We start from the raw sequence: 20,058 nt of genomic DNA, 5'->3' as shown, positions 1-20,058 counted from the left end.
CGGTGTGACGTACGACTCCTTCGCGTGCGGCCGAACGTTTTGGCCCGCACCGGCGTCGTAGAGGAAACGCGGGAGGGGAGGGGCGGAGTGCTGCGCAGAAAGCCACGCCGGGTCCAGGGGGCGGACGATCCCCTGGACGCGGCCCAGGAACGCCGGGTGCGGGCGGTGCTCGCGCTCGGTGGCGTACCGCAGGCGGACCTGCCGGACGGGGTGCAGCAGGTCCGCCTGCGGTTGCTGGAACGCACGGCGAAGGGGGACGAGGCGCCGCGTGACGTGTCCGCGTGGGCGGCGGTCGTCGCCTCGAACCTGGCGATGGACTGGCATCGGGCCAAGCGGCGCCAGGAGCGGCTCGGCGAGCGGCTGGCCTCGCTGCGGCAGCCCGCGGACGCCCGTGACGAGGACTCCAGCGTGCTCTCGCTCGCCGTGGCGCAGGGTCTGGACGAGCTGCCCGACGCCCAGCGCCAGGTCCTCGTCCTGCGCTTCTACGCCGATCTGTCCGTGCGCGGGATCGCCGAGGAGCTCGGTATCCCGGAGGGCACGGTCAAGAGCAGGCTGCACTCGGCGGTCCGCGCCCTGCGCGCCCGCCTGCACGAGGACGAGGTGGTGTGACGTGGCCGAGTATGAGGGAGTGGACGCGCTGTTGGCCGCGATCACTGACGAGGCTCTGCCCGAAGGGGCCGGCGACGACCCCGAGTTCATGGCCGAGCACCGGTCGGCGGTGGCCGATGTGGCGCTGCTGCGGGAGCAGTTGGCGGTCATCGGGGACGCGCTGGCGGACCGTGCGGAGGAAGCGAGGCCGGCCCCGGTACGAGCCCCCAGAAAGCGCACCCGCCGCCCCGAAGGCGCCCCCAGAAGCCGCGGGCGCCGTCCCCTAGCCCTCGTCGTGGGCACCCTCGTCGTGGCCACCGTGGCCGCGATGGTCGTCGGCATGGGCTGGATCCTCGCGCACAACGGGGGAGGCGCGATGAGCACGTCGGACAGCAGCGGGGCCAAGGCGGCCGACAGCGGGACCGCGGGCGGCAGTGCCTCGCTCAGCGCCCCCGGCTATCTGGCCTGCGCCCGGCTCGTCGCGGAGGGCACGGTCGCCCACGTCGAGCCGCTCCCCGGCACCACGGAGAACCGGATCACCCTCCACGTGGACCGCTACTACAAGCCGGAGAAGGGGAAGGCCGAGGTCGTCCTCGTCCTGGACGAGGAGGTGGCTTCCCGGCCACGCGAGGGCGAGCGAGTACTTGTCGCCCTCCAGCACGATCCGGCGACACCGACCGGCTGGACCACGGGGGAGAAGGCCATCGCCGACGAACGGGCGTGGATCGTGAAGGCGCTGCCCGCGTCCCGCACCCTGACGTGTCAGTGAAGAAGGCACGTGCCCGTGAAAAAGGCACGTGCCCATGAAGAAGGGCGGGCGCCCGTTTCCGGACGCCCGCCCCTCGTAGGTCAGCCGGTTGTTACGGCGTGACCTTCTCGATCTTCACGCTGCCGAGGCCGGCGGCCGTGCCGCGGGCGTTCACCAGCTGGACCCGGCCGAAGAACTCGCGTCCCTCGGGGGCCGGCGCGGCTGCGGTGACCTCGCCGGACACCGTCGCCGTACCGCCCGTGGCGAGCTTCACCGGCGTCGACTCGTCGACCTTGACCGAGCCGAGCGCGGAGGAGAAGAACACGTCACGGTAGTCGTACGCGGTCGAGCCCGACGGGACCGAGTAGCCCACGACCTCGATGGTGTACGTACCGGCGGCGGGGTTGGGGATGGAGACCGCCTCCTCCGAGTCGCCGTCCGCGGACTGCGCGACCTGCTTGCCCGCGGAGTCGTACACCGTCAGGTCCAGGTCGGCGGCCGTGTCCGAGACGTTGCCGATGGCGACGTCGAGCGACGCGGCGCCGGCCGGCACCTCGACCGTGCTGGTCTGGGTGGCGCCGCCCGCGATGGTCGGCCGGGCCGTCTTCGAGGAGCCGAGCGGGCCGCCCTTCAGGGTGCCGTCGAGCGCCGCGAAACCGTTCGTCACCTTCCAGGAGGCGGTGACCGGCGTGCCGACCTTGGCCTCGGGGACCGTCACCACGGCCGGGTCGAAGGCCGCGCCGAGCACGGTGGCCTCCAGCTTGTACGGGTTGTCGAGCAGCGGCGAGGTACGGCGCGCCTCGACCTCGACCTCCCAGACACCGGGCTGCGGGTCCGCGTACGCACGCACGTCGGGCTTGCAGCCGTTGGTGTTCGGGTAGTTGCTGTAGCAGTACGGCGTGCCGGTGTCCTCGACCGGGACACCGTAGGGGTGGATGGAGATGAACCGGGTCTGGCTCAGGTCCTTCAGCCCGCCGATCGCGACCTCCAGCGCCTTTGCGCCCTCGGGCACGGTCAGGAAGTACGACCGCGTGCTGTTGCGCTGCACCGAACTCGACGCGGAGTAGCTGTACTTGAGCGGCGTGGAGACCACGACCGTCGTCAGGATCTGCTTGTCGAGGCCCTCGGTGCGCGGGTCGTCGACATCGAGGATCGCGCTCTTGATGCCGGCCGAGGAGGCCTTCGCGGCGACCTTGACGGTGACCGGCTTGTTCAGTTCGAGCTTGACCTCGTCGGAGCCGACGATCCGGAAGGTGTCACCGGCGTTGTTCTCGAAGTGCAGCTCGTGGCGGATCGCCTTGTCCGGGCCGGACGTACGCGTGATGGTGATGTCGTACGACTTCTTCACGCCGACCTTGAGGCCGCCCTCGCGGTCGTAGAGGCCGGTGCCGAAGCCCGGCGTCTTCAGGGCGTAGTCGATCGCGGTGTCGACGGGGGCCTTGACGGTGTAGTCGTGGGCGGTCGCGTCGTCCTTGATCGACTTCCACGCGTCCACGATGTTGATGAGGCCCGCGCCCTCCTCGTACGCCTGCACACCCTTGATGTGGTCGGCGGTCGAGGTGAGGGCCGTGCGCAGCTTGGCGGGCGTCAGGGCGATGCCCTTCTGCTTGGCGGCGCTCAGCAGCAGCGCGGACGCGCCGGCGGCCTGCGGGGAGGCCATCGAGGTGCCCTGGAGCATCGAGTAGCCGGCCGGCAGGGAGTAGCCGGCCTGGGCGACCGGGGAGCCCGGCAGCCAGGTCTGCGTGGTGTTGATCGCGGCGCCGGGCGCGGTCAGCGTCGGCGTGAAGCCGCCGTCCTCACGCGGACCGCGCGAGGAGAACGGCATCATCGCGTACTTCTTCTCCACGACGGAGCCGTAGTTGGCGGCCCAGGTGTCCTTGGAGATGGACGCGCCGACCGAGATGACCTTGTCGGCCAGGCCGGGGTCGCCGATGGTGTTGGCGCCGGGGCCGGAGTTGCCCGCGGAGATCACCAGCTGGACGCCGTAGGTGTCGATGAGACGCGTGTAGAGCTCGGAGCGCGCGTTGTTGCCGTCGTTCAGCGCGGGCAGGCCGCCGATGGACATGTTCACGATGTCGACGCCGTGGTTGACGACGAGGTCGATCATGCCCTCGGTGAGCGCGACGTTGGTGCAGCTCGGGCCGAACACGCAGGCGCGCGACGAGACGATCTTCGCGCCGGGGGCGGCGCCGTTCATCTTGCCGCCGAACAGGCCGTTCGCGGAGGTGATGCCGGCGACGTGCGTGCCGTGTTCGCTCGCGATCAGACCGATGTTGACGAAGTCGGCTTTCTTGCCGACCCAGTCGCCCCCGTAGGGGTCCATCGGCACGTCCTTGCGGATCTGCACGACGAACGGCTGGCTCTCGACGACGTCGGTGGCCGGGTTGTCGGTCCCGAAGTGACCGATCTGGTAGCCGTCCTTGTACGGCTTCATGGCGGTGTCGTCGCTGAAGTCGTGGTTGTTGTTCACGTCGACGGTGACGGTGCCGGCCGCCGGGTCGTACAGGACGCCCCACGCGTCGGTGGTGTCGCCGTCACGGTTCACGTCGCCCGCGGCGTCGCCGCCCGCGGTCGCGGACTCCCGGAACGTGCTGATCTCGTACGAGCCCGCCGGGGACGTCCAGCTCTGGCCGCCGTAGGTGAAGGTGGGCCCGGAGACCGCGCTGACCATGGGCCGCCAGCTCAGGTCGTTGTCGAGGATCGGGTCGGTCGAGGTGACCCAGTCGACGATCTTGCGCTCGCCGGTGGTGGTCTTCTGCAGCGCCGGGTGGCTCAGGTCCACACCGGAGTCGAGGATGCCGATGGTGACGCCCCGGCCGTCCGCCTTCGGGTTCTTCTTCACGAAGTCGACGGCGCCCGTCTCGAAGGACGGGTTGTACGGGTTCTCGGCGGGGGTGTTCTTGTCGGGCGCGGCGTAGGTCTTCGTGGCCTTCGAAGAGGCGCCCTTGGCCGTGTCGGCGCTCGGCGTCGGGTCGTCGAGCGCGATGTCCTGGCGCAGGTCGATGCCGTGCACCGAGGTCAGCTTGGTGGCGGCGGCGATGGCCGCGTCGGCCTTGGCGGTCGGGACCGTGGCCCGGACGTAGCCGACCTTGTCGTACGTCTGGCCGACGGAGCCGCCCTTGACCGCGTCCATCTCCTTGGCGACCTGTTCGGTCTGCCCGGGAGCGGTGGCGATCATCATCGTGACGTTCTTGGCGCCGTCGGCCTTGGCGTCGGCGAGGAGGTCCGCGTCGTCCGAACCGAGCTTGGCGCTCGCGGACTTGGTGCCCGGATCGGGCGTGGCGGGTGCGTGGTCCGCGGAGAAGGCCATGGGTATCGGCCCGGCCGCGGAGAGCGCGGCCACCAGGCCTGCGGCCACGGCGATGCGGGCCACGCGTCTCGCGCCCGATATCGGTGCGCGCTGAGGATCGGTCATCAGCATCCCTTGTAGGTAAAGGAACGAGCGTGGAGTGACCGGTCCCGACGTTCCCCGGGACACGATCACATCAGTCCGGTATGTGGACCCGGATGACCGCTCAGCTTTACCTAAGGGGCAGTTGTTTGGGGAGAGTTGACCGTGGCGGGATGGAGCCATGGCGTACTTCCGCCATACGCCACGCCGGTCAAAACACGGTATGACGGGACATGGTCAACCAATCGGTGACTGCTCGCCGCCCGCCCGTCGCCCGCTCAGGCATCCCGCGTGCGCGCGTAGTGGCGGGACGCCTTCGCGCGGTTACCGCAGGTCGCCATCGAGCACCAGCGGCGGGTGCCGTTCCGCGAGGTGTCGAAGAAATGCAGGATGCAGGTGTCGTGGGCGCAGTGGCGGATGCGGTCGGGGGCGGTGGTGAGCAGTCCGAGGTAGTCGCGGGCGGCGAGCCAGGCGGGCCCCCAGGACGGGTCGCCGAACTCCGCCTCCTCGCCGGGTCCCTGGCCGGTCAGCGTCAGGCGGACACGGCCGTGCGCGAGGACGGCGTCGATCCGGGCGGCGGCTTCCTCCAGGGTGCCGTCGACGGCCGAGCGCAGGGCGTCACGGGCTTCCCATGCATGCAGCAGCACGGCGTCGTCGGCCGGGAAGTCCAGCCCGTTCGCCGCCAGCCACACCGCCAGGCCCTCGGTGTCCGTGAGCAGGTCCTGCGTCACTCCCTCGCGGTTCCAGCGGGTGTTGAGCAGGTCGAGCGAGACCGGCTCCCCGGTGAGTGGGCGGGGATCGGCGGTGGTGGACATGGGGGGGCTCCCTTCAGCGCTAACCGCTCAAGAGTAAGTCACTGGTTGACGCTCCCCACTCTAACCTTTAACCTCGATGATGAGGGTTAGCCCTTCCGTGGGGCGGCCAACGACAGACGGGACCGTCATGACCTTGCGCACCGGCCACATCGGCCTGAACGTCACCGACCTCGACCGCTCGCTCGCCTTCTACCGCGACGTCCTCGGCTTCGGAGTGATCGCCGAGGGCAAGGAGGAGGAGCGGCGGTACGCGTTCCTCGGCTCCCTCGCCGGAGACGGCCGCCCGGTGCTCACCCTCTGGCAGCAGGCGCAGGGGTCGTACGACAAGGCCCGCGCCGGCCTGCACCACCTCGCCCTCGAAGTGGACTCGGTCGACCGGGTCAGGGAGTATGAGGCGGCCCTGCGGGACTACGGCGTCGACTTCGCGTACGAGGGCGTGGTCGCCCACCGTGAGGGCTCGGCGTCCGGCGGCATCTTCTTCCACGACCCCGACGGCACCCGCCTCGAGATCTACGCGCCGAGCGGGGCGGAGGGGGCCCCGGTGCCGTCCGCCACCGCCCCCACCTGCGGTTTCTTCTAGGAGCTGTGGAGAGCGGGGCGTGTCATGACGTACCACTTCGGCTCACGGGCCGTACAGGAGCGGGTGGGTGTGCGCGAGCTCGCCGACCATGTGGGGCGGTCCGTCGGACAGGACATCCGACCCGTGGCCGCCGCCTTCCTCGAACTCCAGCCGATGCTGGTGCTGGGCGCGGCCGACCCGGTGGGCGGAGCGGTGTGGGCCTCGCTGCTCACCGGCGAGCCCGGGTTCGTACGGGCGACGGGTGTCCGGCAGATCTCGGTCACGGGCGGCGGTCTGCGCGAGAACGACCCCCTGGCGCGGGCGCTCGCCACCCCGGGCACCTCCGTCGGCACGATCGCGCTCGACCCGCGCACCCGCCGCCGTATGCGCCTCAACGGCCGGGCCCGCCCGACCCCCCGCGGCTTCGCCGTCGAGGCCGACCAGGTCTTCTCCAACTGCCCGAAATACCTGCAGAAGAGGGAGTCGTACGAGAAGGCCGAGCGTCCGCCCGGCGCCCCCCGCCGGTCCGCCGCACTCTCCCCCGGGCAGCGGCGGTTCGTCGAGTCCGCCGACACCTTCTTCCTGGCCACCGTCCACGCGCACGGCGCCGACGCCAGCCACCGGGGCGGCAACCCCGGTTTCGTCCACGTCACCTCGCCGCACGAGCTGCATTGGCGCGACTACCCCGGCAACTCCATGTTCCTGACCCTCGGCAACCTGGAGACGGACCCGCGGGCGGGGCTGCTTTTCCTGGACTGGGCGGCGGGGACGGTGCTGCAACTGACGGGCACGGCGCGCACGGAGTACGCGGCCGACGGGGAGCGCACGGTCGGCTTCACCGTCACCGAGGTCGTACAGACACCTGCCGCCAGCCCGATCCGCTGGTCGCCGCCGGAGTACTCGCCGGCCAACCCGTCCCTGCCGTAGGCGACTTGCCGAACCCTCGTGTCGTAACGTCTGGGCATGCCGAAGCAGTTGAGGGTGGCGGCCTACGCCGTATGCGTGCGGGACGGGCGGATGCTGCTGGCCCGCTGGGTCGCGGGTGACGGAAGCAGGCGGTGGACCCTGCCCGGCGGCGGCATGGACCACGGCGAGGACCCCTACGACACCGTCATCCGCGAGGCCGAGGAGGAGACGGGCTACGCCGTCGAGCCCCTCGCGCTGCTCGGCGTCGACTCCGTACTGCGTTCGCACCCGCGCCGACTCGGCTCGCCCAACGACTTCCACGCCCTGCGGATCGTCTACGAGGCCCGCGTCACCGGTGGCGAACTGCGCCACGAGACGAACGGCTCCACCGACATGGCGGCCTGGCACCCGCTCGGCGAGGTACCCGCCCTCGACCGGGTCGCGCTGGTCGACGTGGGACTGCGGCTGTGGCGGGAGCGACCGGCCCTCGGTCGCGTCGGCTCCGAAGAAGCGGGGGGGTAGCCGCAGGGGAGAGCAGTGGCGGCGAACTCGTCCCCTACCCCGGAAAATGAACACGGAGTGACCGCGTCCCGGCCGTTCGGAGAGGGGTCGTGGACGCGCAGGATGTCCCAAGATCCACGTACGGTGATCGGCGTCGGCCGTTGCCGCCTCGTTAACGTCCAGGTCACCCCCGGTGCCAACGATCCAGTATGAGCGGGGAGTTACCGCAACGAGCCCCCCGCGACCACTGCCGACGCGTTCGCACTCGGGGAGATCGCGCCATGTCGCGCATACGCTCTGTCGCCACCTCCGCCGCCATGAACCGCCGTACCCTGCTCGCCGCCACCGGGGCGGTGACCCTCTCCGCGGGCATCGGCTACGCCCTGCCGCCCGACTCCGAGGCGCACGCCGCCACCACCGACACCGGTGAGTCCGCCGTCGCCGTGTCCCTCCCCCACTCTCGGCTTCGCTCGAGCGGCGGGACCCCCATGGCGCCCGCCGCACCCCTCGCTCCCTACGAGCGCGGCACCACCCTGGAGAGCGTGGCCGCGCCGCGCTCCGGCTCGGGCGACTACCGGCGGCTCGGTGACGGCCCCGCCTGGAAGCGGGTCGTTCGCGGCGACCTGGCCGCGGCCAAGTCGGGCCGGGCCGACCGGCGCACCGCACTCGCCGCGTTCGTGCAGTTCACCGACCTGCACCTGATCGACGTCCAGCACCCGCTGCGGCTCGAATACCTGCGCACCGCCGCGGCGGGTACCTGGCGTCCGCACGAGTCGCTGACCGTCGCCGGCGCCGTCTCGCTCGTCGAGCGGGTCAACGCGCTGCGGGGCGCCCCCGTCACCGGCTCCCCGCTGCACTTCGTCATGACCACCGGGGACAACACGGACAACAACTCCAAGACGGAGCTGGACTGGTTCCTGAAGGTCATGAGCGGCGGCCGCATCCGCCCCAACAGCGGCGACCCGCGCCACTACGAGGGCGTCCAGAACAGCGGCCTCAAGCTGTACTGGCAGCCGGACGCCGCCCTGCGCGACGCCGACAAGCAGCGCGGCTTCCCGCACCTGCACGGCTTCCTCGCGGCCGCCATCCGCGAGCTGCGCAGCCCCGGCCTCGGCCTGCCCTGGTACTCCACGGTCGGCAACCACGACGCGCTGCCGCTGGGCTGCTACCGGCACGGCGACTCCTTCCTCGCCGAGTTCGCCGTCGGCGGCAAGAAGCTGATGACGCTGCCCGCCCCGGCGAGCGTCGCCCTGCGCGCCGCCATCAAGAACGACAAGGACCCCAAGGGCACCCAGCTCAGGGACCTCCTCAAGACGCACGCGCGGCAGCTGCGCTCGGTCACCCCGGACGAGTCGCGCGCCCCCTTCACACCCGCCCAGTACCTCAAGGCGCACCTCGACCCCGCGCACACCGGCCCCGGCCCGATCGGCCACGGCTACTCACAGGCCAACCTCGCCGCGGGCACCCAGTACTACGCCTTCCGCATCTCCGACGACATCATCGGCATCAGCATCGACACCACCGACCCGGGCGGCCACTACATGGGCTCCATCGGGACGACCCAGCTGCGCTGGCTGGACAAGACGCTGAGCGACAACAAGGACTCGTACGCCATCGTCTTCAGCCACCACACCAGCAAGTCGATGACCAACCGCCGCACCGACCCCGCGCACCCGAGCGACAAGCACCACGGCGGCGAGGACGTGGTCGCCACGCTCGCCAAGCACCGCAACGTGCTGGCGTGGGTCAACGGCCACACCCACAAGAACGAGATCATCGCGCACTCCGCGCCGAACCACGGCTCCTTCTGGGAGATCAACACCGCCTCCCACGTCGACTTCCCGCACCTCGCCCGCATCATCGAGGTCGTCGACAACAAGGACGGCACACTCTCCCTCTTCACCACCCTCATCGAGTCCGCGGCCCCGCACCGCACGGACTTCTCCGACCTCAGCCAGACCGGCCTCGCGGCCCTCTACCGCGAGCTCGCCTTCAACGCCCCCGGCCGCAACACCGAACTGGCCGGCGCCTCGCGGGACCGCAACACGGAGCTCGTACTGAAGAAGGCCTGAGGAAGCCCGAAGAACGGCCGAAATCCACTCAACTGACATATGGGCGGGCAACCTTCACATCGGTCCGCCGAGTCCCTCCCCCCGACCAGGGGTCTCCGGTGAAGGGAGAACGACATGTCAGTGCGTACGGGACTGGTGGCGGCGACGGCGGTGGCGCTCGCCGCTCTGGCGGGGCCCGCGGTGGCGGCTCCCGCCGGGGTCGGTCATCACGGCGCGACCCGCGCCGCCATGGACGCCGCGGTGAAGGCCGGGGTGCCGGGCGTGACGGCGACGGCGCGGGACGCCGGCGGCACGTGGTCGGCCACGGCGGGCGTGGGCGACGTGCGGACGCACACGCCGCGCGGCACGGCCGACCACTACCGGGTGGGCAGCATCACGAAGACGTTCGTGTCGACGGTGCTGTTGCAGCTGGAGGCGGAGCGGCGGCTGTCGCTGGACGACAGGGTGGAGAAGTGGCTCCCGGGCGTGGTCCGGGGCCACGGCCACGACGGACGCCGGATCACCGTCCGTCAGCTCCTCAACCACACCAGCGGCGTCTTCAACTACACGGCGGACGACGACTTCGCCCGCACGTACTTCCTGAAGGACGGCTTCCTCGAACACCGCTACGACACGAAGACACCCGAGCAGCTCGTGGCGATCGCGATGACCCACGCACCGCTCTTCGCGCCGGGCACGTCCTGGAGCTACTCCAACACCAACTACGTGCTGGCCGGCATGGTGATCGAGAAGGTCACCGGCCACTCCTACGCCACGGAGATCCGCCGCCGCGTCATCGAACCGCTCGGCCTGCGCGCCACGTCCGTCCCCGGCACCAGGACGACGCTCCCACGGCCCAGCAGCCACGCGTACTCGAAACTGTCCCGGGCGACGACGGGTCCGACGTACGACGTCACGCGGCTCAACCCCTCCCTGGCCTCCTCCGCCGGGGAGATGATCTCCGACTCCGCCGACCTGAACCGCTTCTACACGGCCCTGCTGGGCGGCCGGCTCCTTCCCCCGAAGCAGCTGAAGGAGATGAAGACCACGGTGAAGGCCGACGAGATCCCGGGCGCCCGCTACGGCCTGGGTCTCATCGACCGCAAGCTCGGCTGCGGGGTCCATGTATGGGGCCACGACGGCGGCATCCACGGCTCGATGTCCTCCGCCGTGACGACGGCGGACGGCCGCCACTCCCTGGCCTTCAACTTCAACGGGGACTGGTCGGGGGACAGCGATGCGGTGATCGAGGGAGAGTTCTGCGGCGAGTAGGCCCCTGAACGGCCTTCTTGACGCAGGTCCGAGCCCGAGGTTCCCCACGGGTACCCGCACGAGGAGGGGCCGTCGGATCGCCGACGGCCCCTCCGCTCCCCTCCTGGTACCGCCCCGGTCCGTCACTACCGGGGCAGGACCACGACATACGCCGCCGGATCCCGGTCGTTCGCCGCCATCAGCGCGGTGCGGACCACCGTCGCCTGCTGATCCATCGCTTCCCGCAGCTTTCTCGGAGTGATGTGGACGACCGTGATGCCCAGCCGCTCCAGGTGCTCGCGCTTACGGGCGTACTCCGACCAGAGCGCGTCGTCCTGCCGATCGCCTTGCCGGGGCGCCCGGGTGTCCAGCTCGACGGCCACCGCCTGCTCGGGCCAGTACGCGTCGAGGCCGCCCAGGTGGGGCCCGCCCGGCAGGCGCAGGTCGACGTTCCAGACCGGGTCGGGCAGACCGTACTCCCGCACCATCCGGTAGAGGCGGTCCTCCGCGATCGCCCGGCCCGCCGCCAGTAGCGAGTCCACCGCGTCCACCACGTGCGGCCGGCTCAGCAGCCGCGCCTGCGTCAACTCCCGCACCACCACCGGCGGGTCACAGTGCCCGGCGCGCACCGCCTCCGTCAGTAGCCGCCGTACCGCGCCCGCGTCCGACAACTCCGCCACCGCGTCGGCGAGAGCACGCGGCACCGGGGCGACCGGGACACCCGTGAGGTACGAGGGCGCGGGCAGCGACGGCGTACGGACGATGCGGGCGCAGCCGTGCGAGCGCAGCCGGCGCAGCCGGGGGACCAGGACGTCGATCTTGTCGAGGGAAGTCAGCGGAGGCGCCGAGGTGAAGCCGTGCAGGGTGAGTGCGGCCAGGCCCGTGATCAGCGCGTCCGAGTACGGCTGCGGGGCGTGCGGTTCCTCGGCGCCCGGCTGGACGGGGATGCCCGGCGTCAGCCGGTGCGCGGGGGTGCGGCCCGCGAACAGCAGGACCGCGTGCAGGCGTTCCTCGGAGGTGGGCGGTCCCGGGTGGAGGAGGAAGACGCCCGGGAGGATCTGCTGCCAGGGGCCGCCCGGCCGGCACTGCTCGGTGGTGTCGGCGGCCGTGACGCCGTGGGTACGCAGCTGAGCGGCGGTCAGGACCCGCCGCTGCGTGTGGGACAGGTGACGGAGGGGGCGGGGGGACAGTGGGGTGTTGTGGTTCATGACCGGGGGTTTTCCGCGCCCGATCCGTCCCCTAACCGCTGTTACACACCCGTCGACAAATCCGGACAAGCTCGTCCTAAAGTACGGGCGTTCGACTGCCGAAAGACGCTGGTCCGGATCGGGGTTACGGGGCCCGGTGCGCGGGTTCCGTAACGGGGCTCCGGGCGGCCGCATGGGCGGCCCGGAGCCCCGTCACTTCCCGGCCTTCGTCGCTACGAGCCCGCCGCCGTGTCGCACGCCTGCCCCCGCAGGGTGCGCGCCAGGTCGTCCCGCGCCTCCAGGACCAGACGGCGCAGGGCCGGTGCCGCGTCCTCGTGGGCGGTGAGCCAGGCGTCCGTCGCGTCCAGGGTCTCCTGGGAGTCCCGCAGGGACGGGAACAGGCCCTTGACCACGTCCATGGCGATCTGGATGGACCGCTCGGCCCAGACGCGCTCGATGGCCGCGAAGTACTTCGCGGCGTAAGGAGCCAGCAGCTCCCGCTGGGCGGGCTGCGCGAAGCCCGCGATGGTCGCCTCGACCAGCGCGTTGGACAGCGCGTCCGACTCGACGACCTGCGCCCAGGCCTGGGCCTTGACCGCCGCCGAGGGGCGGGCGGCGAGGCAGCGGACCTGGTGGCGCTTGCCGGAGGCCGTGTCGTCGCGGGCCAGTTCGGCCGCGAGGAGGGACTCGTCGGCGACGCCGTGTGCGGCCAGCGGCTCCAGGAACGCCCAGCGCAGCTCCTGGTCGACGTCCAGGCCGTCGACCTTGGCGGTGCCCTCGATGAGGTGCAGCAGCAGTTGCAGATCGGCCTGGTCGGAGGCGACCGTCGCGAAGAAACGGGCCCAGGTCAGCTGGTGCTGGCTGCCGGGCTCGGCGAGCCGCAGCTCCTTCAGGGCGCCCTGGGCGAGCAGCCGGCCGCCCTCCGCACGCCAGTCGGGGGCCGCGTAGTGGACGAGCGCCGAGTGCGCCCAGGCGTGCAGCATCTGCAGGACGCCGATGTCGGACTCGCGGCCCGCGAAGCGCAGCACCAGTCCCACGAAGTCCCGGGCCGGCATCAGCGCGTCCCGGGTGAGGTTCCACAGCGCCGACCAGCACAGCGCGCGGGCGAGCGGGTCGGTGATGTCGCCGAGCCTCTCGCGCAGCGTGGCCAGCGAGTTCTCGTCGAAGCGGATCTTGCAGTACGTGAGGTCGTCGTCGTTGACGAGGACCAGCTCGGGGGCGTCCGCGCCGACCAGCTCCTCGACCACCGTACGGGGGCCGACGACGTCGACCTCGGCACGCGCGTACCGCACCAGGGAGCCGTCGGCGCCCTCACGCCGGTACAGGCCCACCGCGACGCGGTGCGGGCGCAGTTCGGGGTGCGACTCGGGGGCCTCCTGGAGCACGGCCAGCTCCGTGATGCGGCCCTCGGCGCTCAGGATCACCTGCGGGGTGAGGGAGTTCACCCCGGCCGTCTGGAGCCAAGCCCGCGACCAGGTGGCCAGATCGCGCCCGCTGGTCTCCTCCAGCGCCGACAGCAGATCGCCGAGGCGCGTGTTGCCGTACGCGTTCCGCTTGAAGTAGCGGCGCGCGCCCTCCAGGAACGCGTCCTGGCCGACGTACGCGACGAGCTGCTTGAGCACGCTCGCCCCCTTCGCGTACGTGATCCCGTCGAAGTTGAGCTTGGCGTCCTGGAGGTCGCGGATGTCGGCCGTGATGGGGTGGGTGGAGGGCAGCTGGTCGGCGCGGTACGCCCAGGCCTTGCGGCGGTTGGCGAAGGTGATCCAGCCGTTCTCGAAGCGGGTCGCCCCGACCAGCGCGAACGCACCCATGAAGTCGGCGAAGGACTCCTTGAGCCACAGGTCGTCCCACCACTCCATGGTGACGAGGTCGCCGAACCACATGTGCGCCATCTCGTGCAGGATGACGTTGGCCCGGCCCTCGTACGACGCCTGCGTCACCTTGCCGCGGAAGATGAACTCCTCGCGGAAGGTGACGAGCCCTGGGTTCTCCATCGCGCCGAGGTTGTACTCGGGCACGAACGCCTGGTCGTACTTCCCGAACGGGTAGGGGAAGTCGAAGTGGTCGTGGAAGAAGTCGAGCCCCTGCTTGGTCACCAGGAACACGTCGTCGGAGTCGAAGTGGGGCGCAAGCCCCTTGCGGCACATCGCGCCGAGCGGGATCTCCAGCGTCGTACCGTCGTCGAAGGTGCGCGTGTAGCTGTCCGTGACGTAGTGGTACGGGCCCGCCGCGAACGCGGTGATGTACGTGGAGATCGGCTTGGTCTCGGCGAACTTCCACACACCGTCGACGAGTTCACCGACGCCGTTGCTCCAGACCGTCCACCCCTCCGGGGCCCGCACCTCGGAGCGGAAGGGGGCCTTGAGGTCCGGCTGCTCGAAGTTCGCGAAGACGCGCCGGGAGTCGGCGGGCTCGTACTGGGTGTAGAGGTAGACCTCGCCGTCCTCCGGGTCGACGAAGCGGTGCATGCCCTCGCCGGTGCGGGAGTAGGCGCACTGCGCGTCGACGACCAGTTCGTTGTCGGCCCGGAGGTCATCGAGGCGGATGCGGGAGCCGTCGAAGACCTCGCCGGGGTCCAGATCCTTGCCGTTGAGCGACACGGCGGTGACGCTCGGTGCGAGCAGGTCGGCGAAGCTCGTGGCGCCCGGCTCCGCGCAGCGGAAGCGGATCGTGGTCACCGAGCGGAACGTGCGCGGCTCGGCCTCGATGTCGCCCAGGGCGGAGCGCAGGTCGAGGGAGACCTCGTACCCGTCCACGGACAGCAGCGCTGCCCGCTCCTGGGCCTCGTCGCGGGTCAGATTCTCACCGGGCACGGGCGGCACTCCCTCGGGGCGTCACGGAATGGACATGGGTACTGCGGAACGGACAGGAGCGATCCTGCCATGTGCCCCTGACGCGGGACACCCGGGAATCAGGCGTGACACCCGGGAATGAGGCGAGCGGCCTCCGGTGTTGCTGCGGGAAACACCGCATTCCGAGGAGAACCATGCCCGAGACCGTCTCCACCAAGACCCCCGTCGACTTCTGGTTCGACCCGCTGTGCCCCTGGGCCTGGATGACCTCGCGCTGGGTGCTGGAAGTGGAGAAGGTCCGGGACATCGAGGTCCGCTGGCACATCATGAGCCTCGCGGTCCTCAACGAGGACAAGCTGGACCAGCTGCCCGAGGAGTACCGGGACATGCTCGCCACCAAGGCCTGGAAGCCGATCCGGGTGGTCACCGCCGCCTGGCAGAAGCACGGCGAGGACGTCCTCGGCCCGCTCTACACCGCGCTCGGCACCCGTATCCACAACCAGGGCGAGGGCCCGACCATCGAGGCGATCGCGGGCGCGCTCGAGGACGTCGGCCTCCCGGCCTCCCTGCTCGACTACGCCGACCAGGAGAACTTCGAGTTCGACGCCGAGCTGCGCGCCTCCCACAAGGAGGGCATCGACAAGGTCGGCCAGGAGGTCGGCACCCCGGTGATCGCGCTCCCCGGCGACGACGGCGAGCAGATCGCCTTCTTCGGCCCGGTAGTCACGCCCACCCCGCAGGGCGAGGCCGCGGCCAGGCTGTGGGACGGCACGCTGCTGGTCGCCTCGACCCCCGGGTTCTACGAGATCAAGCGGACCCGCACGAAGGGCCCGGACTTCAGCAACCTGTAGGGGGCATAGGGGGCACCAGGAGTCATTCCGGGTTGGGCATCTTCTGGGGCGGGTCGAACGGCTTGACCCTCGACGCCGTGCGGATGTTGCGGCAGTCGAAGTCGGTTCGCCCGCAGATCCAGTAGTCGTCCACATACGCGTTCGGCTTCTGGAGGTTCGCCAGCTTGCGGATGATGTCCCGCTCCCGGTCGTCCCGGGGCTGGCGGTGCGGCTGGTAGGACCCACACGTGTAGCAGGGGTACGTCATTTCCCTCGGCATCCCGCAACGATGCCCCGGAAGCCCGCATACCGTAAGGCCCCGTGAGGCTCCTTTTCGCTCCTCACGGGGCCTTCGTCGTACTGCCGAACAGACCCGGAGGGTGGGCTTCCGCCGGAGCGCACACGTGGGCGCGCCCCGACCGGAATACTGGCCGGTCATGAGTACGACGAGCATGACCCACAGCGCCGTGAGTCCCGCAGCCTCAGTGAGCACGACCCTGCTGCTCGCCCGGCACGGCCGGACCGTCTGGCATGCCGAGAACCGCTACGCCGGAGTGAGCGACGTCCCCCTCGCCGACGAGGGCCGCGCCCAGGCCGAGGCTCTGGGCCGCTGGGCCGCCGCGCACCCCGTGGACGCCGTCTGGACGTCGACCCTCTCGCGCGCCGTCGCCACGGCCGAGCCCGCCTGCCGCGCCCTCGGTCTCACCGCGCACCGCGAACCCGCCCTGCGCGAATGCGACTTCGGGGTGGTGGAGGGTCATACCCTCGCCGAGTTCGAGGCCGAGAACCCGGCCCGGGCGAAGGCGTTCCGGGTCGACCCGGTGTCGTACCCCTTCCCGGAGGCGGAGGACCCGCGCACCGCGGCGGCCCGCGGGGCGGCCGTCCTGCGCCGGATCGAGGCCGCGCACCAAGGCGAACGCGTCCTGGTCGTCGCCCACAACACGCTGCTCCGGCTGGTGCTCTGCTCGCTGCTGTCCATCCCCCTGGGCGAGTACCGCAGGGTCCTGCCGCGGCTGCGCAACGCCGCGATCACCGAACTGCGCATGACGGACGGGGCCGCCGCGCTGCTGTCGCTCAACGTGCCCTGCGCGTGACGCGGGCCGTGTACACAGGAGGGCCCCCGCGAGTCACGTCCTCGCGGGGGCCCTCCGTTTCTCCGCCTGCCACGTGAAAGGTGAGAAGACGATCACGAGCAGGACGTTTCATACCTGCCTCAGGGGGTCGGCAGCAAGACGTTCGCGCGGGACCTGGCCGCCTCGTGACGCCGGGCCACGTCCTGCCAGTCGACGACCTGCCACATCGCGTCGATGAAGTCGACCTTCTGGTTCTTGTACTGGAGGTAGAAGGCGTGCTCCCAGGCGTCGAACACCAGGATCGGCACCGAGCCCTGCCCCACGTTGCCCTGGTGGTCGTAGATCTGCTCGACGACGAGGCGACCGCTGAGCGGCTCGTAGGCGAGGACGCCCCAGCCGGAGCCCTGGGTGGTCGCGGCGGCCTTCGTCAGCTGCGCCTTGAACCCGGCGTAGGAGCCGAACGACTCGGTGATCGCGTCCGCGAGCTCGCCCAGACCGTCCACGGCCAGGGGCTCACCGCCGCCGTTCCCGGTCATGTTCGTCCAGTAGATGCTGTGCAGGATGTGGCCGGAGAGATGGAAGGCCAGGTTCTTCTCCAGGCCGTTGACCGCTCCCCACGACTCCTTGTCACGCGCCTCCGCGAGCTGCTCCAGCGTGTCGTTGGCCCCCTTCACATACGCCGCGTGGTGCTTGTCGTGGTGCAGCTCGATGATCTCGGGGCTGATCACGGGTGCGAGCGCGGCGTAGTCGTAGGGCAGCTCAGGGAGCGTGTAGACGGGCATGGCGGGGTCCCCTCCGGCCTCGTAAGACCTTATTGCACATGGCTTGCAAGTGCACGTTAGCAACAAAAAGACCCTCGTGCGGGTCGCACGAGGGTCTTTCGAGGAGCGGAACGGGTCGGCGGGCCGGGGAGCGGAAACGGTCAGCGGCGCGCGCGTGCCCGCTGCCAGGCGTATCCGACGGCCGCCAGGAACAGCGTCATCCCGCCCGTCGAGTACAGCTGCACCCGGGTGTCCGGCTGCCGGGCCATCAGGACGAAGATCGCGGCCATGCCGGCCAGCGCCACCCAGGTCAGCGCCGGGAACAGCCACATCCGCACGACCAGCTTCTCCGGTGCCTCGCGCTCCACCCGGCGCCGCAGCAGCAGCTGCGAGACCGCGATGAAGATCCACACGACCAGGATCACCGCGCCGATCATGTTCAGCAGCCACGGAAAGACGTCGTCCGGCCGCCAGTAGCTCAGCAGCACGCACACGAAGCCGAAGACGCAGGAGACGAGCACCGCGACGCGCGGGACCCCGGCGGAGACCCTGCCGAGGGCCTTCGGGCCCTGACCGCGCTCCACCAGCGAGTAGGCGATGCGCGAGGAGCCGTAGATGTTGGCGTTCATCGCCGAGAGCAGCGCGACGAACACGACCACGTTCATCAGCTGACCGGCGCCGGGGATGCCCAGGTGGTCGAGGGCGGCGACGTACGGGCCCTTCTCGACGACCTCCTTCGAGTCCCAGGGGACCAGCGTGACGATGACCGCCATGGAGCCGATGTAGAAGAGCGCGATGCGCCACATCGCCGTACGGACGGCGCGCGCGACGCCCTGGACCGGGTTCTGCGACTCGGCCGCCGCGATGGTGACCGTCTCCATGCCGCCGTACGCGAAGACCGACGCGAGCAGGCCGATGACGAGTCCCTCGCCGCCGTGCGGGAGGAAGCCGCCCTGGCCGGTGAGGTTCGAGGTGCCGGGGGAGTCCGTGCCGGGCAGGACGCCCGCGACGGCCAGCACGCCAAGGACCAGGAACAGGCCGATCGCGCCGACCTTCAGTGCGGCGAACCAGAACTCGAACTCGCCGAAGTTCTTCACGGCGGCGAGGTTCGCGACACAGAAGACCACCATGAACAGGGCGACCCAGGCCCACTCGGGCGTGCCGGGCAGCCAGCCGGTGACGATCTTCGCCGCCCCGATCCCCTCCAGTCCGACGGCCGTGCAGAGCAGCACCCAGAAGGACCACCCCGCGGTGAAGCCCGCCCACGGTCCGATCGCCCGCTCGGCGTGCGCCGAGAACGAGCCCGAGGACGGATACGCGGCAGACATCTCGCCGAGCATCCGCATCACCAGCATGACCAGCAGACCGGAGACCGCGTACGCGATCACGATCGAGGGTCCGGCGGCGGCGATCCCCGCGCCGGACCCCACGAACAGACCGGCGCCGATCACACCGCCGAGGGCGATCATCGACAGATGGCGCTGCTTGAGGCCGTGGGACAGCGGGGCGTGTGCGTCGGGAGCGGTGGGTGGGGTGTCGAGGGTGGTGCGGGACATGAGAGCGGGTGGTCCCTTACGTGCGAGTGGGTAAAAACGCCCACAGTCTGGGCAGCCTCTCCGCTCAGGGGGAGAGGCTGCCCACTATGCGGACACCCGCGGTACGGAGCGTGAGATTTCCTTTACTCGGCCACGGGCGTGCGGTGTGTTACCCGGCCACGGACGTGTAGTGCGAGGCGTCGCCCTCGATCGAGTAGCTCTCCTTGCCCTCGATGCCGACCGGCACGTCACCGGCGACGGTCACCCGGTGCAGGCGGCGCGGCCGGCCGTCGTAGTTGTCGATCGCGTAGTGCTGGGTGATCCGGTTGTCGAACAGGACCAGCTGGTTCGGGGACCAGCGCCAGCGCAGGATGTTCTCCGGCCGGGTGACGTACGACTGGAACAGGTCGAGCAGCTTGCGGGACTCGCCCACCGACAGCCCGACGATCCGCTGCGCGAACCCGCCGATGAACAGCCCGCGCTCACCGGTCAGCGGGTGGACCCGGACGACGGGATGGGCGGTACGGAACTTGATGGACGTGAACTGGGCGCGCTGGGCGGCCTGTTCCTCGTCGATCTGCTCGTCGGGCACCGCGTAGTCGTAGTCGTTGGTGTGCTCGGCCCACAGGGTGTCGGCGAGCGCGCGCAGCGGGGCGGGCAGGTCCCGGTAGGCGGCCGCCGAACTGGCGATCAGGGTCTCGCCGCCGTACGGCGGGACCGTGATGCTGCGCAGGGTGCTGGCCTGGGGCGGGTTGAGGACGAAGGTCACGTCGGTGTGCCAGTGGTTGGCGCGCCCGCGCTCGCTGTCGACGGGGAGCACGTTCGGGGCGCCGTCGACGGCGGCCACCGTCGGGTGGGCGGTGGTGAGGTCGCCGAAGTGGCGGGCGAAGGCCTGCTGGCCCTCGTCGTCGAGGTGCACGTCGTCGAAGGCCAGGGCCTTGTGGACGTTGAGAGCCTCGCGGATCGCGGTGACCTGTTCCTCGTCGAGCGGCTTGGAGATGTCTACGCCGGAGACCCGGGCGCCTATGTTCGCGGTGACCTTGCTGATCTCGATGGACATGCGGGGTTGT

At 70.6% G+C, this 20,058-nt stretch carries 17 protein-coding genes; 9 read left to right on the top strand and 8 right to left on the bottom strand.

All coding sequences use genetic code 11. From position 1 onward, the window contains the following. Window positions 1–87 precede the first annotated feature (87 nt). Together OG798_RS21080 and OG798_RS21075 are read left to right on the top strand one after the other, a co-directional pair. The gene (locus OG798_RS21080; protein WP_095854656.1) at window positions 88–609 is read left to right on the top strand and encodes a sigma-70 family RNA polymerase sigma factor; all 522 of its coding nucleotides are present in this window, start codon (window positions 88–90) and stop codon (window positions 607–609) included. Window position 610: 1 nt separating this feature from the next. Continuing rightward, window positions 611–1,357, top strand: coding sequence for a hypothetical protein (locus OG798_RS21075; protein WP_328757515.1), 747 nt, complete (start codon window positions 611–613; stop codon window positions 1,355–1,357). Between the two features lie 91 nt (window positions 1,358–1,448). Here the strand turns inward: OG798_RS21075 and OG798_RS21070 are convergent, their stop codons facing one another. Together OG798_RS21070 and OG798_RS21065 are read right to left on the bottom strand one after the other, a co-directional pair. Continuing rightward, on the bottom strand, window positions 1,449–4,751 hold the full coding sequence (locus OG798_RS21070) for a S8 family serine peptidase (RefSeq protein WP_267061783.1): 3,303 nt from the start codon (window positions 4,749–4,751) through the stop codon (window positions 1,449–1,451). A gap of 254 nt (window positions 4,752–5,005) precedes the next feature. Continuing rightward, window positions 5,006–5,542: a CGNR zinc finger domain-containing protein gene (locus tag OG798_RS21065; RefSeq protein ID WP_328757514.1), complete on the bottom strand. Its 537-nt coding sequence runs from the start codon at window positions 5,540–5,542 to the stop codon at window positions 5,006–5,008. Between the two features lie 127 nt (window positions 5,543–5,669). Between OG798_RS21065 and OG798_RS21060 the strand changes: the two genes are divergently transcribed. The 5 genes from OG798_RS21060 (at window position 5,670) to OG798_RS21040 (ending at window position 10,831) form a co-directional block, all read left to right on the top strand. After that, on the top strand, window positions 5,670–6,122 hold the full coding sequence (locus tag OG798_RS21060; protein ID WP_328757512.1) for a VOC family protein: 453 nt from the start codon (window positions 5,670–5,672) through the stop codon (window positions 6,120–6,122). A gap of 24 nt (window positions 6,123–6,146) precedes the next feature. Further along, on the top strand, window positions 6,147–7,028 hold the full coding sequence (locus OG798_RS21055; RefSeq protein WP_261684687.1) for a pyridoxamine 5'-phosphate oxidase family protein: 882 nt from the start codon (window positions 6,147–6,149) through the stop codon (window positions 7,026–7,028). A 36-nt stretch (window positions 7,029–7,064) separates the two neighbouring features. Beyond that, entirely contained in the window at window positions 7,065–7,529 is a 465-nt protein-coding gene (locus OG798_RS21050) for an NUDIX hydrolase (protein WP_328757511.1), read from the top strand. A 260-nt stretch (window positions 7,530–7,789) separates the two neighbouring features. Next, window positions 7,790–9,580: a TIGR03767 family metallophosphoesterase gene (locus OG798_RS21045; RefSeq protein ID WP_328757510.1), complete on the top strand. Its 1,791-nt coding sequence runs from the start codon at window positions 7,790–7,792 to the stop codon at window positions 9,578–9,580. Between the two features lie 114 nt (window positions 9,581–9,694). Further along, window positions 9,695–10,831: a serine hydrolase domain-containing protein gene (locus tag OG798_RS21040; RefSeq protein WP_328757509.1), complete on the top strand. Its 1,137-nt coding sequence runs from the start codon at window positions 9,695–9,697 to the stop codon at window positions 10,829–10,831. Between the two features lie 125 nt (window positions 10,832–10,956). Here the strand turns inward: OG798_RS21040 and OG798_RS21035 are convergent, their stop codons facing one another. Then, window positions 10,957–12,018, bottom strand: a complete 1,062-nt coding sequence (locus OG798_RS21035; protein ID WP_328757508.1) for a hypothetical protein — start codon at window positions 12,016–12,018, stop codon at window positions 10,957–10,959. Window positions 12,019–12,230: 212 nt separating this feature from the next. Continuing rightward, window positions 12,231–14,810, bottom strand: coding sequence for an aminopeptidase N (gene pepN / locus OG798_RS21030; RefSeq protein ID WP_095854664.1), 2,580 nt, complete (start codon window positions 14,808–14,810; stop codon window positions 12,231–12,233). Between the two features lie 173 nt (window positions 14,811–14,983). On the opposite strand from pepN, the gene OG798_RS21025 reads away from it, so the two are divergent. Beyond that, window positions 14,984–15,640, top strand: a complete 657-nt coding sequence (locus OG798_RS21025) for a mycothiol-dependent nitroreductase Rv2466c family protein (protein WP_095854665.1) — start codon at window positions 14,984–14,986, stop codon at window positions 15,638–15,640. A gap of 22 nt (window positions 15,641–15,662) precedes the next feature. Here the strand turns inward: OG798_RS21025 and OG798_RS21020 are convergent, their stop codons facing one another. Then, the gene (locus tag OG798_RS21020) at window positions 15,663–15,899 is read right to left on the bottom strand and encodes a hypothetical protein (RefSeq protein WP_143669736.1); all 237 of its coding nucleotides are present in this window, start codon (window positions 15,897–15,899) and stop codon (window positions 15,663–15,665) included. A 157-nt stretch (window positions 15,900–16,056) separates the two neighbouring features. Between OG798_RS21020 and OG798_RS21015 the strand changes: the two genes are divergently transcribed. Continuing rightward, the gene (locus OG798_RS21015) at window positions 16,057–16,713 is read left to right on the top strand and encodes a histidine phosphatase family protein (RefSeq protein ID WP_257016806.1); all 657 of its coding nucleotides are present in this window, start codon (window positions 16,057–16,059) and stop codon (window positions 16,711–16,713) included. 119 nt (window positions 16,714–16,832) lie between these two features. Here the strand turns inward: OG798_RS21015 and OG798_RS21010 are convergent, their stop codons facing one another. The 3 genes from OG798_RS21010 to OG798_RS21000 all read right to left on the bottom strand — a co-directional run bounded on the left by OG798_RS21010 (window position 16,833) and on the right by OG798_RS21000 (window position 20,048). After that, the gene (locus OG798_RS21010; protein ID WP_095854668.1) at window positions 16,833–17,474 is read right to left on the bottom strand and encodes a superoxide dismutase; all 642 of its coding nucleotides are present in this window, start codon (window positions 17,472–17,474) and stop codon (window positions 16,833–16,835) included. A gap of 140 nt (window positions 17,475–17,614) precedes the next feature. Next, on the bottom strand, window positions 17,615–19,009 hold the full coding sequence (locus OG798_RS21005; protein WP_095854669.1) for an amino acid permease: 1,395 nt from the start codon (window positions 19,007–19,009) through the stop codon (window positions 17,615–17,617). Between the two features lie 148 nt (window positions 19,010–19,157). Then, entirely contained in the window at window positions 19,158–20,048 is an 891-nt protein-coding gene (locus OG798_RS21000) for a TauD/TfdA dioxygenase family protein (protein ID WP_095854670.1), read from the bottom strand. Window positions 20,049–20,058: the final 10 nt, after the last annotated feature.

This window comes from Streptomyces sp. NBC_00271, from assembly GCF_036178845.1.
Classification (GTDB): domain Bacteria; phylum Actinomycetota; class Actinomycetes; order Streptomycetales; family Streptomycetaceae; genus Streptomyces.
The sequence above is the reverse complement of the archived record's forward strand: the minus strand, read 5'-3'. Positions and strand labels throughout refer to the sequence as shown.

What these genes read in the sequence shown, in the direction of transcription:
- OG798_RS21070 (WP_267061783.1), bottom strand. Translation starts at nt 4,751, where the DNA reads ATGACCGATCCTCAGCGCGCACCGATATCGGGCGCGAGACGCGTGGCC.
- OG798_RS21065 (WP_328757514.1), bottom strand. Translation starts at nt 5,542, where the DNA reads ATGTCCACCACCGCCGATCCCCGCCCACTCACCGGGGAGCCGGTCTCG.
- OG798_RS21060 (WP_328757512.1), top strand. Translation starts at nt 5,670, where the DNA reads ATGACCTTGCGCACCGGCCACATCGGCCTGAACGTCACCGACCTCGAC.
- OG798_RS21055 (WP_261684687.1), top strand. Translation starts at nt 6,147, where the DNA reads ATGACGTACCACTTCGGCTCACGGGCCGTACAGGAGCGGGTGGGTGTG.
- OG798_RS21050 (WP_328757511.1), top strand. Translation starts at nt 7,065, where the DNA reads ATGCCGAAGCAGTTGAGGGTGGCGGCCTACGCCGTATGCGTGCGGGAC.
- OG798_RS21045 (WP_328757510.1), top strand. Translation starts at nt 7,790, where the DNA reads ATGTCGCGCATACGCTCTGTCGCCACCTCCGCCGCCATGAACCGCCGT.
- OG798_RS21040 (WP_328757509.1), top strand. Translation starts at nt 9,695, where the DNA reads ATGTCAGTGCGTACGGGACTGGTGGCGGCGACGGCGGTGGCGCTCGCC.
- OG798_RS21035 (WP_328757508.1), bottom strand. Translation starts at nt 12,018, where the DNA reads ATGAACCACAACACCCCACTGTCCCCCCGCCCCCTCCGTCACCTGTCC.
- OG798_RS21025 (WP_095854665.1), top strand. Translation starts at nt 14,984, where the DNA reads ATGCCCGAGACCGTCTCCACCAAGACCCCCGTCGACTTCTGGTTCGAC.
- OG798_RS21020 (WP_143669736.1), bottom strand. Translation starts at nt 15,899, where the DNA reads ATGCCGAGGGAAATGACGTACCCCTGCTACACGTGTGGGTCCTACCAG.
- OG798_RS21015 (WP_257016806.1), top strand. Translation starts at nt 16,057, where the DNA reads ATGAGTACGACGAGCATGACCCACAGCGCCGTGAGTCCCGCAGCCTCA.
- OG798_RS21010 (WP_095854668.1), bottom strand. Translation starts at nt 17,474, where the DNA reads ATGCCCGTCTACACGCTCCCTGAGCTGCCCTACGACTACGCCGCGCTC.
- OG798_RS21005 (WP_095854669.1), bottom strand. Translation starts at nt 19,009, where the DNA reads ATGTCCCGCACCACCCTCGACACCCCACCCACCGCTCCCGACGCACAC.
- OG798_RS21000 (WP_095854670.1), bottom strand. Translation starts at nt 20,048, where the DNA reads ATGTCCATCGAGATCAGCAAGGTCACCGCGAACATAGGCGCCCGGGTC.